General features: G+C 54.0%; 14 protein-coding genes. 8 read left to right on the forward strand and 6 right to left on the reverse strand.

The window, feature by feature from the left end; genetic code table 11:
• Positions 1-235: 235 nt before the first annotated feature.
• The 3 genes from Q4551_RS03940 to Q4551_RS03950 are packed head-to-tail and all read left to right on the forward strand — an operon-like array spanning position 236 to position 4,295.
• Positions 236-1,159 (forward strand): MoxR family ATPase, encoded by a 924-nt coding sequence (locus Q4551_RS03940; RefSeq protein WP_303431913.1) that lies wholly within the window; start codon positions 236-238, stop codon positions 1,157-1,159.
• A 2-nt stretch (positions 1,160-1,161) separates the two neighbouring features.
• Positions 1,162-2,148 (forward strand): DUF58 domain-containing protein, encoded by a 987-nt coding sequence (locus Q4551_RS03945; protein ID WP_303431914.1) that lies wholly within the window; start codon positions 1,162-1,164, stop codon positions 2,146-2,148.
• On the forward strand, positions 2,145-4,295 hold the full coding sequence (locus tag Q4551_RS03950) for a DUF3488 and transglutaminase-like domain-containing protein (protein ID WP_303431915.1): 2,151 nt from the start codon (positions 2,145-2,147) through the stop codon (positions 4,293-4,295). The genes Q4551_RS03945 and Q4551_RS03950 overlap by 4 nt, the downstream gene beginning before the upstream one ends.
• Here the strand turns inward: Q4551_RS03950 and Q4551_RS03955 are convergent.
• Positions 4,281-4,988, reverse strand: coding sequence for a DUF6436 domain-containing protein (locus tag Q4551_RS03955; RefSeq protein ID WP_303431916.1), 708 nt, complete (start codon positions 4,986-4,988; stop codon positions 4,281-4,283). The genes Q4551_RS03950 and Q4551_RS03955 overlap by 15 nt on opposite strands.
• Positions 4,989-5,171: 183 nt before the next feature.
• Here Q4551_RS03955 and Q4551_RS03960 point away from each other — a divergent pair, with 183 nt between their 5' ends.
• Positions 5,172-6,065 (forward strand): tetratricopeptide repeat protein, encoded by an 894-nt coding sequence (locus Q4551_RS03960; RefSeq protein WP_303431917.1) that lies wholly within the window; start codon positions 5,172-5,174, stop codon positions 6,063-6,065.
• 120 nt (positions 6,066-6,185) lie between these two features.
• Here the strand turns inward: Q4551_RS03960 and Q4551_RS03965 are convergent, their stop codons facing one another.
• The 4 genes from Q4551_RS03965 to Q4551_RS03980 all read right to left on the reverse strand — a co-directional run bounded on the left by Q4551_RS03965 (position 6,186) and on the right by Q4551_RS03980 (position 10,312).
• Positions 6,186-7,919: a BCCT family transporter gene (locus Q4551_RS03965; protein WP_303431918.1), complete on the reverse strand. Its 1,734-nt coding sequence runs from the start codon at positions 7,917-7,919 to the stop codon at positions 6,186-6,188.
• Between the two features lie 119 nt (positions 7,920-8,038).
• Positions 8,039-8,290: a TauD/TfdA family dioxygenase gene (locus tag Q4551_RS03970; RefSeq protein ID WP_303431919.1), complete on the reverse strand. Its 252-nt coding sequence runs from the start codon at positions 8,288-8,290 to the stop codon at positions 8,039-8,041.
• A complete protein-coding gene (locus Q4551_RS16220) occupies positions 8,290-8,595 on the reverse strand; it encodes a TauD/TfdA family dioxygenase (RefSeq protein WP_368501364.1) in 306 nt (101 codons plus the stop codon). Before Q4551_RS16220 ends, Q4551_RS03970 begins: the two co-directional genes overlap by 1 nt.
• A 649-nt stretch (positions 8,596-9,244) precedes the next feature.
• On the reverse strand, positions 9,245-10,312 hold the full coding sequence (locus tag Q4551_RS03980) for a YeiH family protein (RefSeq protein WP_303431921.1): 1,068 nt from the start codon (positions 10,310-10,312) through the stop codon (positions 9,245-9,247).
• 331 nt (positions 10,313-10,643) lie between these two features.
• Between Q4551_RS03980 and Q4551_RS03985 the strand changes: the two genes are divergently transcribed.
• Positions 10,644-11,681 (forward strand): NADP(H)-dependent aldo-keto reductase, encoded by a 1,038-nt coding sequence (locus Q4551_RS03985; RefSeq protein WP_303431922.1) that lies wholly within the window; start codon positions 10,644-10,646, stop codon positions 11,679-11,681.
• Between the two features lie 85 nt (positions 11,682-11,766).
• On the opposite strand, the gene Q4551_RS03990 is transcribed toward Q4551_RS03985, so the two are convergent.
• A complete protein-coding gene (locus Q4551_RS03990; RefSeq protein ID WP_303431923.1) occupies positions 11,767-13,128 on the reverse strand; it encodes an MATE family efflux transporter in 1,362 nt (453 codons plus the stop codon).
• 277 nt (positions 13,129-13,405) lie between these two features.
• Between Q4551_RS03990 and Q4551_RS03995 the strand changes: the two genes are divergently transcribed.
• The 3 genes from Q4551_RS03995 (at position 13,406) to Q4551_RS04005 (ending at position 17,759) form a co-directional block, all read left to right on the forward strand.
• Positions 13,406-13,981 (forward strand): elongation factor P hydroxylase, encoded by a 576-nt coding sequence (locus Q4551_RS03995; protein ID WP_303431924.1) that lies wholly within the window; start codon positions 13,406-13,408, stop codon positions 13,979-13,981.
• A gap of 12 nt (positions 13,982-13,993) precedes the next feature.
• Positions 13,994-15,418: an ATP-dependent RNA helicase RhlB gene (gene rhlB / locus Q4551_RS04000; RefSeq protein WP_303431925.1), complete on the forward strand. Its 1,425-nt coding sequence runs from the start codon at positions 13,994-13,996 to the stop codon at positions 15,416-15,418.
• 199 nt (positions 15,419-15,617) lie between these two features.
• Complete coding sequence (locus Q4551_RS04005) at positions 15,618-17,759, forward strand: capsular polysaccharide biosynthesis protein (RefSeq protein WP_303431926.1); 2,142 nt, start codon at positions 15,618-15,620, stop codon at positions 17,757-17,759.
• Positions 17,760-17,766: the final 7 nt, after the last annotated feature.

The raw sequence follows: 17,766 nt of genomic DNA on the forward strand, positions 1-17,766 counted from the left end.
ACCCGTCAGGCCTGCAAGTCGGCTTCGTGATTCGAAACCATCCGGTAGCCCAGAGTGAGCACCGGATTAAATAGATGACCCCTATTGTGTGTCACGACCCACATCAAGCCATGATTAATCCTCGACCTGCTTTGCTCTGTCTGGCATAAACCATGAGCTGTCAGCTATATAATTGTTATTTAGCCTGTGCATTTTTATCTTAGTAATGTGATCAGTTGATCAACGGAGACCCGACATGACCAGCGCCGTCAGCGACGCCCTGCAACAGCTTAACCGGATTATTCTGGGAAAACCGGAACAACTCAAACTGGCCCTGAGTTGCCTGTTAGCCGATGGACACTTGCTGATTGAGGATTTACCCGGCATGGGAAAAACCACGCTGGCGCATGCTTTGGCAGGGGTGCTGGGATTGAATTACAACCGTATCCAGTTCACCAGTGACTTGCTCCCGGCAGATATTCTCGGGGTCAGTATCTTTGAAAAACAGCCAGGCTCTGACCTGGGCCAATTTCGTTTTCATGAAGGGCCGGTATTCAGTCAATTACTGCTGGCGGATGAAATTAACCGGGCAACACCCAAATCCCAGAGTGCCTTGCTGGAAGCGATGGAAGAGCGTCAGGTCACCGTAGAAGGTGAGACCCGGCCTTTGCCTGAGCCATTCTTTGTGATCGCGACCCAGAATCCGGTTTCGCAGTCGGGTACTTTCCCGCTGCCAGAAAGTCAGCTGGACCGCTTTCTGATGCGTATCTCGCTCGGTTATCCCTCCGAACAGGCCGAACGTCAGCTGTTGGAAGGAGTCAGTCGGCGGGAAATGGCCAACCAGTTGTCGGCAAAAATTACGCCGCAGCAATTACAGCAGTTACAGCAGGAAGTGAGCAAGGTCCATGCATCGTCTTCTGTGCTGGACTACCTGCAACGGTTGATTGCCTTTACCCGCTACGAATCGGGTTATCTGTATGGCCTGTCCCCACGGGGTGCATTGGCCTTGTTACAAGCGGCCAGAGCCTGGGCTCTGGTAAGTGAGCGTTCGCACGTTTTGCCTGAAGATATTCAGGCAGTGCTGCCAGCGGTGGTGGATCACCGCCTGGCGGATGCCGCCGACGGTGGCGGGCATAGTGTTTCGGCCCGGATGCTGAGCTCGGTTGCGGTGTTGGTGTAGCCGTGTCGGTGTTAGTTGATCGTCTGTTTGGCGACCGTTGGCAACGCTGGCTGAATCGGCGACTACCCGCTACCCGCAGCCTGGTGTTGAGTCACCGGGCTATCTTTATTGTACCGACCCGGATCGGTTTACTTTATCTGGCACTGGTGGCGTTGTTGTTGGTCACTGCCATCAATTATCAGAACAGCCTGATCTATGGTATGGCGTTCTGGTTATTCAGTGTTGGTCTGTCGGCCATGTTGCTGACGTTCCGGAACCTCACCGGGCTGACGGTCAGTAGTCAGGAAGCCATCCACGGCTATGCTGGACAGGTGTTCGATCTGCCGTTGCGACTGGTGGCAGCACCACGACGGGAGCATCTTAACCTGTGGTTGCAGTATCCGGATAATCCGGGGCAACGGGTCAGTATTGAACGTGGAAGCGCGGAGTCCGTGCGGCTCAGTTATCGCTGTTATCAACGGGGTTACCTGTCTCCTGGACGGGTACTGCTGGAAAGCCGCTTTCCACTGGGATTATTCCGTGCCTGGAGCTGGATCAAGCTGGATTTTTCCACATTGGTGTACCCGCAGCCGCAGCCATCGCCTTTTGTATTTCGCAGTGGTGAGGGGGCAGGAGAATTGCTGGGGGCGACACTGGAAGTCCGTGGCGAGCAGGATTTTCGGGGCTTGCGTCAGTATCAGCCCGGCGATTCCATGCGTCAGATTGCCTGGAAACAGCTGGCACGGGGCAAGGGACTGGTCACCAAGGATTTTGACAGCGATGAAGGAGCCAGTTGCTGGCTCGACTGGGCAAACACCAGTGGCGATCTGGAGTCACGCTTGTCCCAGCTTTGTGGCTGGGTGCTTGAAGCCCATCAACTGGGTTGGCAGTACGGCGTGCGCTTGCCGGGTCAGGAGAGCGCTCCGGAACATTCGGATGCTCATCTTGGGGCCTGCCTGAAAATGCTGGCGCTGTATCAGCTGGATCAACCGAGTGAGAGCCCGTCATGACAGCTACCCCTCATTCCGACCATAACAGGGTATCAGACCCGGCGTCTGTTGCCGCCGAGAAACCGGCCATCAAGGCGGGAAGCCAGCTGCATATGAAGCCCGCGGCGCGGCAGCAGCAGATTCCCCGTTCAGCCTTGTTCTGGCTTCTGAGCGGTGGGGCGCTGGCCTTGTTACCGCATTATTCGCACCTGCCATTGCTGTTCTGGCTGATGGCCGGTGCGGTGGTATTCTGGCGTTGGCAAATGCATATCGGCCGTTTTGCTTATCCGGGAACGATGGCCAAGGTCGTTGCCATTCTGGCAGTGGCTATTGGTGTATTTATCGGTTTTAGCGGTCAATATTCGCTGGAAAGTGCGGTGGCGTTTTTTGTTGCTACCTGCCTGTTAAAAGTGCTGGAAATGCGCACCCAGCGTGATGGCTATATCGTTATTTTTCTGTGCTTCTTTCTGGCCGGGACCGGTTTCCTGTTTGAACAGTCGCTGCTCTGGGGGCTATATGGCTTACTGGTGCTCTGGGTGCTGATGGCAGCGCTGGTGTCGTTGCATCTGGTCTCCCATGAAGCCAAGGGCGTCTGGGTGGCCAGTCGATATGCCTTTGGTGTGCTGATCAGTGCCATTCCGGTCATGATGGTGTTCTATCTGCTGTTTCCGCGTATTTCACCATTGTGGAGCATCAACCTGCAGTCGGAAAAGGCGATTAGTGGTCTTAGTGAGCAGATGGCTCCGGGGGACATTGCTTCTCTCAGTCGCTCCGATGAGCTGGCATTCCGGGCAACGTTTGATGATGGCCAGCAGCCGTCCCGTGAACAGCTGTATTGGCGAGCTCTGGTTCTGGACCGTTATGACGGCCGGACCTGGCGTTTTTCAAAAAGAGACCAGTCGGTGGATTGGTTTCCAACCGAGCGGCCGGTTCCGACCGGTACGGACGGTGTACTGAACTATGAAATCATTCAGGAAGCGACCGGCAAGCGCTGGCTCTACACCTTGCGGCACGGTACGGCGTTGGAACGGGGTATCGGTGTTACTGCGGCCGGGGTGCTGATTAATCGCAGGCCAGTGTATCAGCGCAAACGCTATCAAGGGCTGGGTCTCCGTCGTGAACTGGTGCGCCAGACACTGGATTCCCAGCAGCGCCAGCATAATCTTGATGTGTCCGCTGGTGGCAACCCCCGTACCCGTGAGTGGGTGGCCGGGTTGGTGGCCAGCAGTGAGACGCCGATGGATCTGGTGAATACACTGATTGATTATTTTCGTAATCAGGGTTTTCTCTACACCCTCAAACCACCTGCTTTGGGGAATAACGACATTGATGCGTTTCTGTTTGATACCCGGCTGGGGTTTTGTGCGCACTATGCCGGCGCTTTTGTTTATGCCTCCCGGTTGGCAGGCATTCCTGCCCGGGTTGTGACTGGCTATCAAGGGGGCGAATGGAACGAGGCTGAAAACTATCTGACAGTGCGTCAGTATGACGCCCACGCCTGGGCCGAGATCTGGCTGGAGGGCACTGGCTGGGTTCGGGTGGACCCGACTGCGGTGGTAGCACCGGATCGTATCCAGTTTGGTCTCGAGCAGGCTCTGCAGGAAGAAGGCTCTTTTATGGAAGACAAACTGCTGTCACCGGGGCGTATCCGGCAAATTCCCTGGCTGAACAGGCTGCGTATGGAGCTGGAATCGGTGAACTACCTCTGGCATCGCTGGGTACTGTCATACGATAACGAACGCCAGAAAAACCTGTTAAGCAATATATTGAAAAAAACCGATTACCAACAACTGTTGATCTGGCTGGTCGGGGCGGTAGGGCTGGTCTTTCTGGTTATCACGCTGATGATCGTCTGGCAACGTCCACGTCACCGTGCCAGTCCGATAGCCCTTGCCTGGCAGCAACTGGTCAACGTTGGGGAACAACAGTATGGGGTCGCTTTCCAGACCGGCGAAAGCCAACGGCATTATCTGGTACGGCTGGCGCAAGTACTGGGAGCTGATGGTGATTATCTGCTGGCACTGGCACGGCTGATGGATTTTCAGTTATACGCCGCCAGTGGACAGCAGCCTGCGGATGAGAAACAGCTGATCAAACAGCTGCGGAAAAGCCGCAAGCGCTTGTTGCGGCAATCCTGGCGCGGCAAGCCTCGTTCAATCGGCGCCTGAAGGCAATGCATCGGATGTGGTTGGCCAGCGGCAGAAACAGCCGCTGCCAGCAACATTGATAAACGGTCCGTATTGGCCATCGGTCATTTGGCGCACCATATTCGGAAAAAAATCATCGCTGGCGACGCTGCATAAAGCACCAAAACCATAGGCGCCAAAATAGCCCAGGCGGCCGTTTTCCTTAACCAGTGCCAGGGCTGGAGAAGATGGAATCAATGCCGTCAGATCATTGGCCTGGATCAACTCCATGTGCTGGCCATTCAGCTGGCGGAACTCCGCCAGCTGCTCCGCGGTGGCATTGGCAGCCGCGACAACGACGATGCGTAACTGGTAGCGATCAAAGGCCGATACCAGGCCATCAAAATGACGGCGACTGACCTGGTTACAGAGGCAGTCCGGATTCCAGAAATGCACCATGGTGACCGGTGCCTGGGTTACATGGGGATTGGTTGGCAGGCGTGCCAGCAAGGCTGCGAGTGTGGTTTCCAGAGCCTGGGTGTTTAACGCCGCAGGTGAGCTGTCGGCGGCCAGAAAAGACCGGATGGTTTGTGATTGAAACCACCACAAGGCAAGGCCGGTACCCGAGAGCCACAAGACCACCACCAGGCCCAGCACAATATTACGCTGGCGATTGGGATTATTGGTGGGTGATACGGCAGCGGACGGTGGTGGCGGTGGTATAGAAGATGGCATTGGCGATGACGTCGGTGATGGGGGAAAGTTCGTCCCGCCAGTATCCCGTGAGACGCACGGGATGACAATGCCCTGAACTCGAGTGGGCCAATCGGTTGGTGGCGGTTTCGATCGTTGGCAGGTTTCTGGAAAGCCTGGATTAACCCGTGTACTCTCCTTCAGGTGTACCCAGACGCTGTTTCCATGAGCCACCTTCCAGACGAACCCACTGCATTTTTGTCGTATGTTGCCAAGCTGGCGCAAAACAGCCTGGTACTGGTCGATTTTCAGGCCAGCTGGTGTTCCCCCTGCAAAGCCTTGCTGCCTGTGCTTGAGCATTTGGAGCAAGAGTTTGCACCGCAGCTGCGGTTGCTGACAGTGGACGCCGAACAACAACCGCAGCTGATGAGTGTGATGCAAGTGCGTGGCTTGCCCAGCGTATTGCTGTATTACCGTGGCCGAGAGGTGAACCGCTTCACCAGGGCACTCCCGGAAAGTCAGATTCGTCAGCTGCTGGCCCCGTATATCCAGCAACCCTGTGACAAATTACGTAAACAGGCGGAACAACATATCGCCCGGCAAGACTGGTCGCAGGGGTTGGCGTTATGGCGTCAGCTGGTACAGCAACGTCCTGGTAACACCGCCGACCTGGCCCGCTATTGTCAGCGCTTGATGGACGCCAGCCAACAGCAGCCTCAGCGACTGCAGGAAGTAGCCACCTTGCTGGACAACCTGACTGCGAACAGTCAGCGTGACCCGGCGATACAACAAGCGTTATCGCGCTGGCATTTATTACAGCGGCGACAAAACAACCTCGATAGCTTGCGGCAATCCTTTCGCGATGCACCCACCCCGGAAAATCGACTGGCACTGGCCCAGGAACTGGCTGCAGAAGAGCAGTACGAGCAGGCATTCAAACTGCTGATCGGCCTGTTGCGACGGCCATGCTCCCCTGAGCTGGAAAAACAGGGGCAGGGGCTGCTGATTGAATTGATCAATATCTTGCCCGACCGCGCCAGAGCCAATCGTTATCGCCGGGAGTGGTTCAGCCATCAGCGGAATCGGAACTGGTCAGAAGAGCCGGATCAGACTGATTGAGTGTGATCTGAGGCGGGGAGTGGGAGTGCAGGAGCTTCCCGGAAAGCCCGCACAGAGCCTGACAGACTGGCAGGGAACCCGCTTGCAGTTTGTAACAAGCGGGTGTAGTCAGCCGGACTGTTACGACAGGTCGGCGACTTCTTTTTCGATCATTTTTTTCACGGCTTTTTCATCCGCGACAATATATTGGCTGTCGTGAAGCAGGGCCTTGACCAGGCCAAACATCATCGCAATCAATACGAAGGTAAAGGGCAATGCACCGGCAATGGAAGCCGCCTGTAATGCTTTCAGGGCATCGTTGCCTCCCATCAGCAGTACGATCAATGTAATCATACCCAGGGCACAACCCCAGATAATACGCTGCTGGGTTGGTGGTCGACGGCCAAAGGCCAGCAGGCGGCCCAGTACCAGGGTGCCAGAGTCAGCGGAGGTGACAAAAAAGATAATCACCACCAGCAGGGCACAGATTTTAGCGATTACAGCGGCGATACCCGGGGTCAGCACATCAAAGGAGGAGTAGATGGTGCCAGCGTAGTCCCAGTTTTGCACCGAGGCATTATAGATGCTCATGTCGGCACCGTAGATGGACTCGTAAATACCGGCAGAACCGATCACGCTAAACCACACCAGTGCCACAGTGGAAGGGACAAAGATAACCCCCATTACAAATTCACGAATGGTCCGGCCACGGGAAATACGGGCAATAAACAAGCCGACAAAAGCGGCCCAGGCAATCCACCAGCCCCAGTAGAAAATAGTCCAGCCACCTTGCCATACCCGTTCTTCAGGGCTGCGCGCGGTCCACAAGGTCATGGGGATCGCATGGGATACATAGTCCCCCAAGGCAGTCAGGGTACTGGCGATAATGTAGTTGGTGCCATTACTGGCGATCAGGAAATAAGCAAGAATGATCAGACAAATATAGGTGTTGAGGGTAGAAAGAATCTTGATGCCTTTGGATACACCACTGGTAGCAGACAGGGTGGCCATGGCAGTCACCAGAATGATGGATATGATAGTGACCATCTGGGTGGTTTTTTCGATCACTCCGAGGGACACCAGACCTGCACCAATCTGCTGTACGCCCAATCCCAGCGTGGTTGAAATACCAAAAATGGTACCAAGCACCGCGAGAATATCGGCGGCATTACCAATCGGGCCATAAATACGGTTACCAATCAGTGGATACAAGGCTGACCGGATTGACAGTGGCAGACCTTTACGAAAGGCAAAGTAGGCCAGAGACAGACCAACAATGCCGTAAATCCCCCAGGCGACTGTGCCCCAGTGAAAAACAGTGAGTGTCAGGCCTGCCGTTGCAGCTTCTGCCACCAGGTCGTCAGGAACGGGAAAACCTTCCTGACCCGGTAATAACCCGGCTGCCAGCGCCGCCTGTTTGGCAGCAAAAAAATCACTGACGGCCGCTTTTACGTCGGCGCTCATAAAAGGGTTGCCGCCGCTCCAGCCACTGGCAAAGTGGATCATGGGTTCCGACATGGAGAAAAACAGCATACCGGCACCGGTACCACAACCAAATAGCATCGAGAACCAGGCAAAATTGGAAAACTCCGGCCGCTCATCATCGCGACCAAGCCGAATGGCCCCGGCCTTGGAAAACATAAAAAACACACAAATAAGAAACGCTGAAAACATCACCACAATGTAGTACCAGCCCAGTGTATGTTCTATCCAGCTTTTCAAACCGAAAAACTGATCACTGGCTGCTTTCCCCAACAGGATGGTGTACAGGATAAATACAACCACCAGACTAATGGCTGTGATTCCCAAGGTAGAGTTGAGACCCTTTAGTATGCCGCGCTTTTCAATGAGCGCGTCTATCTGCTCGTTTCTCATCTGAGCTCCTTCATTGTTATCTTGAGTATGTGAAATTCGATGGGTATTCTTCCTGGTGGTTAACGTTATATTTTTGCTATTGAAGCGGGATTGCAAATATTGTAAAAACGCTTGCAATCTCACATGTTGACTAATAATCGAACATATTTTTGTGCAAGCATGCGCAAGCGGCTCTTGAATTCGGAACGATCAACATAGCAGCCATGCAAATGACGGCGGCCAATATTTTCTTCAAACTGATTACGCCCATGCAAAATGCGGCGCTTGTCAAATACAACTGTGTCTCTGGCCTGGAGTTTTAATTCGATTTTAAAGCGCTCATCCCGGAGGCTGGCTATGAAATGACGATATGCAAGATAATATTCTTTCATTATATGGCAGGAAGATCAAAAGTGTCAGCAAGGCGGGTATTGTATTCGATTTCGATAATATTTCCAAAAGTGTTCGGATTGATGACCGAATGATGCTGGCGGATGTCATGTTCATTGTTGTGGAAACGGAATGGAATCACTTGTTCACACAGCAATCTGAAATGCTCCGGTCGTTGCTTTCTCCGCTCTTCAGCAACCCGAAGACTATCAAAAAAAGTGGATTCACCCCCCTGGGACTCGTTGGCCAGACAGTGCAAAAACTGGTATCCGGGTGGTATTTCCTGATTGGCAAGGCCGGTATGCAAGGGCAGAGCAATGGCGGTGTAAGCCAGGTTGACAGGAGTAACTGTGGTGGTGGATTTTGCTGTATCTGACCTGTTTTTGATAATGGTTAAATCATATTGATCAAGAATGATTATCCAGTGTAAAGAGCGCCGTCTTCTTTTATAAAGTCATTATAATCAGAGTGGGGAATATTATATAAAAATTGTTGTTCCAGTTAATGTAGCTGTTTTTGCAATGTGTTGCTTTTTTGTTGGAATAACAATGTTCATACAGCCAGGAGAAGGAGGGATAACACTCATGCTGGTTTGTATCCCGCAGTGTTTTCAGGATACTTCTGCTTTGGCTTATATTGGCCGGACGAATATTGTCGCACACACTTTTAACAGATCAAATGAGCGCTCTCCGGTGTCCGGATGGAATGCTGTTGAGCAGTTGTCCCCCAGCCATAAATAATGAAATTCAGACTCTGTGCCATCTCCCCAAGTGATCATCAGCGAGTCCGGATGCTCCTTGATATACAGTTAGTTGCGGAGCAAATGGACGTGTTTTGTGACCGGCAACGCCAGCCGTATAATTCTCGCGACGATCCATCAATCCGGAAATAGTAGAATTGATGGATCGTGTTTTTAAAGGATCATTGTTTGGGGTCATGCTGCTATCAAGCAAGGCTCAGATCAGCGCCAGGTTCTGGCTAATACTAAACAGGATGGCACCACCAAAAACCAGCACCAGCCATAAACAAACCGCCAGAATAATCGGTTTGAAACCGGCATTAACCAGATGCTTCCAGCGGATATTCAGCCCCAGAGCAGACATTGCCAGCGCCAAAAACAGCATCGATGCCTGAGTGGCTATATGACGCGCCTGTTGTAACCACTCGTTGCCCACAACATAAGGCAGCAAGGTATTCAGCACGACCACGGCGACAAAGTAGAGGATAAATCCGGGTACGGTGATTTTGTGTCTGGCCGGTTGACCTTGAGTGGCTGGATTATTCTGTGTGTTTTTTTTCTGTAACCAGAGCGCCAATAATAATAAGACTGGAGCCAGCATCAATACGCGCAGTAATTTTACAATCACGGCGTTGTGTTGGGTTGCGGCATTCATGGCTTCTGTTGCCGCCATGGTTTGAGCGACTTCATGAATGGTGCTACCGATATAGACCCCGGCCACTGCATTGGTGAGTCCAAACCAGTGTTGTATTTGCGGATAAAGCAGCACACTCAGAGTGCCAAACAGGGCCACGGCGGTTACGGCCAGACCGGTAGATTGCTGCTGTTGCTGCTGGCTTTCGCCATCATGGAGGTATTTGCCGAGCACCGGCACGGTTGCCAGAATGGCAGCAGCTCCGCAGACCGCGCTGCCTATGGCCAGCAATACAGCCAGAGAGAGCGGCAGCTTGAGAATTTTAAGTCCCAGCCAGATACCCAGCGGCAGTATGACGCTGATCGTGATGATGTCAGCAATCACGGCTTGCCAGCCGACAGCGGCCAGGTCGGCGAGGCTGAGCTGAAAGCCAAACAACACAATACCGGCTTGCAGCAGTGTTTTTTGTGCTATCCGGTGGACGGATTCCGCACTATCGATAGCGCGCAGCCGTTCCATCAAGGGCAGTGCCGCCAGTCCCATACCAATCAGGATACTGATCGGCAGCGCGCCGATCCCCAACCCTTGCACCACATTGAAGCCGGCGATTTCACCAGCCGTGACTGCGATCAGTGTAATCAGGACAGCCATTAATATGGCCGCCAGGGGCTTGTTGATCCCCGTCTGCTGGACGGTCTCTTTGTTGTACAGCTCCACAAACATCACCCTATCAACTAGATATATCTATTTGTAATAAGCTTATTCTTTATTTTTTATTCGGATAAATTACTTAATTCCATAACTGTATCCGGAAAATCCGAAAAGCAGCGGCGCATCACTCCACTGTCAGGCCTGGGCAGTGGTGCCCGTTGTCACCTTTGGTGGTTTGCCGATGCAATAACCCACTGACAGCATGAGTCTGTTCCAGGCCCAAGTAAGCGGCGGGAGCCGTTATACTGGGCCTCATTTTGAGGAGGATTTCATGTTTACACGCAAGCTTGGCAATACAGATCTTGATGTCACCCGGTTGTGTCTTGGCACCATGACCTGGGGGGAGCAAAACACGGAAGCAGAAGCACATGCCCAGATGGACTGTGCTGTGGCTGCCGGCATCAACTTTTTTGATACCGCAGAAATGTATCCGGTACCGCCAAAAGGGGAGACACAAGGCCGGACCGAACAATATATCGGTAGTTGGTTTGCCCGCTCCGGCAAGCGCGAGCAGGTGATTCTGGCGACCAAGATCGCCGGGCCGGGGGACTGGATGACCCATATTCGCAATGGCCCGCAGCTGACCCCTGAACATGTGAATGCGGCCATTGATACCAGCCTGCAGCGTTTACAAACCGACTACGTCGATCTGTATCAGGTGCACTGGCCCGCCCGCAGTACCAACTTTTTTGGCAAGCTGGGCTATATACACGATCACGACGAAGAAACCACGGCACTGGAAGAGACTCTGGAAGCTCTGGTTGGTCTGATCCGGCAGGGTAAAATTCGCCATTATGGCCTGTCGAATGAAACCGCCTGGGGCACCATGAAGGTGATCCAGATTGCTGATCAGCATGGCTGGCCGCGTCCGGTATCGGTACAAAACCCTTATAATCTGCTGAACCGCAGTTATGAGATTGGCATGGCGGAAGTGTCCATGCGTGAAAACGTCGGCTTGCTGGCTTATTCACCCATGGCGTTTGGTGTGTTGAGCGGAAAATACCTGAATGGTGCCATGCCGGAAAATGCCCGTATTACCTTGTTTGAACGTTTCTCCCGCTATCAGGGCGCCCAGGCTGAAGAAGCTGTACGTCAATATGCCGAAGTGGCTGCGGATATTGGATTGTCACCGGCGGTATTGGCGCTGGCCTTTGTAACCCAGCAGGATTTTGTAACCTCGAATATTATTGGCGCAACGACCTTGTCACAGCTGGAAGAAAATATCGCCAGTGCGGATGTCGTGCTGGATGCCGAGACCATTGAACGTATTGAGGGAATTCACAAGGTGATTTCCAACCCCTGTCCCTGAGCTGAGCGGACTCTGCCGGGATGGAGTAAGCGGAAGGGGATCAGGCCGGTCAGCGGCAGCATGCCGATGACCGGGTCAAAGCGGCTCAGAGAGCCGCTGGTCGTAATCGGGATACCCGTTTCAGCCTGAGTGATAACGCCAGTGCCGCCGCAGATAAACCAATAACCAGGCCAGTCCAGAAACCCGGTGCTCCTGTCGGAGCGATATTCAGCAAGGGGATGCCGTGAAAAGCCAGACCGTAACCACAGCCCAGGCCAACCAGCCAATACGTGACAAAGGTAATCAGCATCACCACAAAGGTATCCTGATAGCCACGCAAGGCACCTGCTGCCGCGACTTGAGTGGCATCAGACAGTTGGAATACCGCAGCGTATACCAGTAATACCGAACCAATGGCGACCACTTCCGGATCGGGGGAATACCACCCGGCAATGGTTTCTGATAGCAGAATAATCAAGGTGGCATTAAACAAGGCAATGGCCAGGTTCAGCCGCACCCCCAGCCAGGCGGTCTGTCGGGCCAGCAAGGTATCTCCGCTGCCGAGATAGTGGCCAACACGCACAGTGAGCGCCATGCCTAAACTCAGCGGTATCATAAAGGTGATGGATGACATGTTCAGAGCCACCTGATGCCCGGCGACCACTACCGGGCCAAGATCGGTGAGGAACAGCGCAATAGCGGTAAACAGGCTGACTTCAAAAAAGATCGCAATGCCGATCGGTACCCCAATCCGCAAGATATTACGCACATGATGCCAGGCCGGGGAGTTCATCAGATCCAGCAGGGATGCCTCTTTACCGAGGCGGTATTTGCGGGTGTTGATGGCCATGGCTATCGCCATACAGACAAAAATCAGACTGCTGCCAATACCACAGCCGACACTGCCCATCTTTGGAAAACCCAGCCAGCCATACACAAACACCGCATTCACTGGCACGTTGGCAATCAGCCCGGAGAGCATGATCCAGGTAACATGGGTGGCCTGGCTCAAGGCTTCAGCATAAAAGCGGAAGGCCAGAAAAACACCGACGGCCGGAAAACCTATCGAGATAGCGACCAGGTAACGGGTCGCCAATGCGGCAGTGACCGTGTCATCGATCAATAGCGGCAACATATCCGCGGCAAAATAGAGCAACAGACCGATCAGACTGCCTGCAATCGCCCCCAGCCAGACCGATGATGCCAGCAGGCTGGATAGCTGTTGGTGTTGTTTGGAAGCGTTAAGGCCGGATACCAATGGCGATAATGCCACCAGAATCCCGGCCAGAAACAGCCAGACCGGCAACCATAAACTGGTACCAATCGCGACTGCCGCCAAATCCCGGGTACTGACGTAGCCCGACATCAGGGTATCGACCGTTCCCATACCGATCTGGGCCATCTGGGTTGCCATAATGGGCAAGGTAAGTTTAAACAGGGCGCGGGTTTCGCGATTGACAAACGACATGGGGCAGGTAGCTCTGAACAGAAGTAAAAGGAATGGCCAGGATCGCGGCATTTTCCCCGAATACGGCGGCTTTGCAAGGCTGCTGGCGTATTTGCGCATACGGGAATGTAACCACTCGCTGCCAGCGTTCGTCCCTGGCCGTGCGGCAGCCTCAGAAAGCCTCAGAAAGGTGCGCCGTGGAGGTCGATTGAGGGGTGTTTAAAGGGATTTCGTGGTTTATACCCTCTGAACAAGGTGAATTACTGCTATAATACAACCTGTTTGATTTTGGTTAACGATGTTGGTTATGCCCACCGGTTCTTCTGACACGCTGAAAACAGCGGACTTGATCCAGCTGTTTGATGACTTGTTCTTCTCTGCCCAAAACACCCGTCTGATTGCTGGCGATAGCGAGCCTGTCTACTTGCCATCTGATAGTGAATACGCTTACGACAGAATTATGTTTGCCCATGGTTTTTATGCTTCTGCCCTGCATGAAATCAGTCATTGGTGTATTGCGGGCGCTCAGCGTCGCCGCCTGGTTGATTTTGGTTATTGGTACGAACCCGATGGCCGCAGTGCCGCGCAGCAGCGTGAATTTGAGCAGGTAGAAATCAAGCCCCAGGCGGTCGAATGGTTATTGTCGGAAGCGTGTGGGCGGCGTTTTTATATCAGCACGGATAACCTCGATGGAGACCCGGTTGAAGTGGCCGCCGGGCGTAAGGCATTTGCCCTGGCGGTATGGCAGCAAGCCTGCCATTACTATCACCACGGCTTGCCAGAACGTGCGGAAGTATTAAAAAACGCGCTACTGGACTATTATCAGCGCCACGAAATATTTTCAGCCGACCTTTTTGTGCTGGAACGACTCTGACTGGAGACACTTTTGTTCAAGAAAATCATCAAGGCGGTGGCTGGCAAAAAGCAAGCCGACACCGGCACCTCTTCCCATACGGCTGCAACAGCGCCATCACGGGCAGTCAAACCTTCTACCAACAACTCCAAGGCTGCTCCGGCCCACGACAAACACCAGCGGGCCGACCAACCTCACGGAAGCCGTAGCGACAGTCAGAGTAATAAAAAACACGCCACCAGCAAAACCAAACAAGGTCATACACCTAAAGCGACCGTTGCACCCTGGGATCCTGCGAGCTTCAAGGTTGAGCCAATGGAAGGCAAAACCCGGTTCCATGATCTGGATTTACCCGACTCAGTCATGCATGCCATTTACGATCTGGGTTTTGAATACTGCACTCCGATTCAGGCCGAGAGTCTGCCGGCGTCATTACGTGGCCGCGATACCATTGGCCAGGCACAAACCGGTACCGGTAAATCGGCGGCTTTTTTGCTGACGATTCTGAACCGCTTGCTGACCATTATTCCGGAAGAACGTTACGCCAGTGAACCGCGGGCTCTGATTGTCGCTCCAACCCGTGAACTGGCGATGCAGATCGGCAAGGATGCAGAAGGGCTGGCAAAGCACAGTGGCCTGAATGTTGTCACCGTGATGGGGGGGATGGATTACGAACTGCAACGTCGCCAGTTACGTGATGACGTGGTGGATATTCTGGTAGCAACCCCCGGTCGTCTGATTGACTTTATGCGTAGCCAGGACGTGTTTCTGGATCAGGTCGAAGTACTGGTGCTGGACGAAGCCGATCGTATGCTGGATATGGGCTTTATCCCGGATGTCCGTCGTATTGTGCGGGCAACCCCGACCAAAGATCATCGCCAGACGCTGCTGTTTTCTGCCACATTCAATTTTGATGTCCGCATCCTGATTGACCAGTGGACTCGTGATCCGCTGCAAGTCGAAATTGAACCGGAACAAGTGGCGACCGATCGGGTTGACCAGAGTTTTTATCTGGTGGCGGAAAGCGACAAGTTCGGTTTGCTGGAACGTTTTCTGAAAGAAGAAAACCCGGAACGCTGTATCATCTTTGCCAACCGTCGTGATCACACCCGTAACCTGTGTGAAAAGCTGCTTAAACGTGGTTTCAAGGCGGGTTTGTTGTCCGGTGAAGTCAACCAGCAAAAACGTTTGAAAACACTGGAGCGTTTCCGGGAAGGCCAGCTGGCTATTCTGGTTGCGACCGATGTGGCTGGCCGGGGAATTCACGTTGACGGCGTTTCCCATGTGTTTAACTACACCTTGCCAGAAGACTCGGAAGACTACGTTCACCGTATCGGCCGTACAGGCCGTGCCGGAGCCAAAGGTATTTCCATCAGTCTGGTGTCTGAAGACGATGCTTTTGCCTTGCCAGACCTGGAAAAATATCTGGGTGCCAAGCTGCCGTTAAAACAGATATAAATGTGGCTGTCCCCAGGCTTGGAACACCACAAAAGGACGCCAATGGCGTCCTTTTTTATACGGTGGCCATACGCAACAGCCTTTGATACGGCCGTTTGATTACGATGGTTGTTTTTAGTGATCGTTGCTGTGACGTGCCGTGGTTTTTACGCGTTACCATCACCCATTGTTGTTATTGTTTGCCATTGCAAGGATACCCATGGCGCATCGTCCTGCTGTTGATTCTGCTGCTTGTTCTTCTGCCTCCGCCACTGCGGCTTCCAGGCCTCGTGCTGCTTCCAGCTCTCGGGCACTGCTGGCGAACCCGATTGTACGGGCATTCTGGCAAGTGTCGGGCAGCACCGGGGCGGCTCAGACTGAGGTATTGGGCTGGGGACGTAAACGCTCTGGCCGCAAGGCACAACAGCAAGGTGAGCGTCAGCAGCGCCCCTGGTGGTTGCTTGAAGATGGCTTTGTACGCTCGTTAGGCCGAGAAGATCCAGCCTTGTCGCTGGTACAGGATAATCTGGGTATTTATTACGACGCGACTGGCCCGTCACGACTGGAACAGCTGATCCCCCAACCGCTGACGGATACCCAGCAACGGCGTAGTCGCCAGCTGATCCAGCGCTGGCAACAGGCCGGAGTATCAAAATACAACGCCGCCCCAGATTACCGTGGTGAATTGCCAGCTTCCTTTGTGCTAGTGGTGGATCAGGTCGCCGGTGATGCGTCTATTTCATTTGGTCTGGCCAGTGCTGCCTCGTTTACACAGATGCTGGATGCCGCCCTGAGCGAAAACCCGGAAGCCACGGTGGTGCTTAAAGTACATCCGGATGCCTTCACGCGGGCGCGGGTCGGACACTTTGACCTGGCTACACTGCAGCAGGATGCCCGGGTGCAACTGGTGGCGGAAAACTGTCATCCCGAACGGCTGTTAGCGAATGCTGACAAGGTGTATACGGTGACTTCGCAAATGGGTTTTGAAGCCTTGCTGTGGGGCAAGCCGGTACGGTGTTTCGGGATGCCATTTTACGCTGGCTGGGGTCTGACCCGGGATGAACTCAATGCCCCTGAACGCCGCCGCTCTGCCTGCCAAGCCTTGTCGGCAGAGGAAGCACACCCGTCGTTAACCGGGACGGCTGGAATCTCGCCTGGGGTCACGCTGGAGCAGCTGGTACACGCCACGCTGGTGGAGTACAGCCGCTACTGGGACCCTGAGCAGGGTACCGAAACCAGTATTGAAGACACCCTGGATTACCTGTCGGCCCAGCGCCAGCAATGGTTGCGCAGTCATCAGCTGGGGCCGGTGTATGCGTTGGGCTTCTCGCGCTGGAAAAAACCGATTTTACGGGCGTTTTTGTACGGTACCGACGTGACCTTTTGCAAGGATGCCAGTCTGATACCGGCGCAAGCGACGGTTGCCTTATGGGGAGTACGCCCACTGCCACCGGTGCTGCAAACACCCGAGCGGCAGCCGGGGCGGGTGGTACGGATCGAGGATGGCTTTTTAAGGTCATCCGGGTTGGGGGCTGACCTGATTCGGCCGCTGTCCTGGGTGCTGGATGATGTTGGCATGTACTACGACGCGTCGAGGCCTTCGCGACTGGAGCAGATGCTGGCCCAGGACGAGTGGTCAGCCGCTGATTGTGCCCAGGCCCGGCAGCTGCGAAAGACCATTGTTGCCAACCGTATTTCCAAATACAACCTGACCGGGCAAGACTGGCAACCGGCGTGTCGATCCTGCTCTGGCCAGCAGCGCCGGGTGGTCCTGGTACCGGGCCAGGTGGAGTCTGATGCCTCAATCCGTATGGGAGCCGGGAGTATCAAGACCAATCAGGGGTTATTACAGGCAGCACGTGCTGCGGAACCGGACGCCTGGCTGGTGTATAAACCACACCCGGATGTGGTATCCGGATTACGCAGCAGTGATCGTCCCGTGAGTGAATATCAGGCCTGGTGTGATGAATTGGTGCTGGCTGGCGATTCCTCTCAGATGCTGGAACATGTTGATGCGGTTCATACAATGACATCATTGCTGGGGTTTGAGGCGTTGCTGCGTGGTAAGGAAGTTATCTGTCATGGCATGCCGTTTTATGCGGGCTGGGGGCTGACCCGGGATATGTTGGTATGTCCACGACGGGGGCGTCAACGCTCCCTCGATGAGTTGGTGGCGGCTACCCTGATACGCTATCCCGGCTATGTGAGTGCCAGTACTGGCCGCTTCAGCAGCCCACAACGGGTGGTGGCAGAATTGCAGCGCTGGAAAGCGTCAGGGCCGTCGGTGATGCCACTCTGGCGACGGGCGTTACGGGTGGTGCTGCGTTTGTGGGTGTCATCGGGATTGCGAAAGAACGCCTGACCCGGCG

The sequence above is a fragment of the Oceanobacter sp. 5_MG-2023 genome, assembly GCF_030548165.1.
GTDB lineage: Bacteria > Pseudomonadota > Gammaproteobacteria > Pseudomonadales > Oceanobacteraceae > Oceanobacter.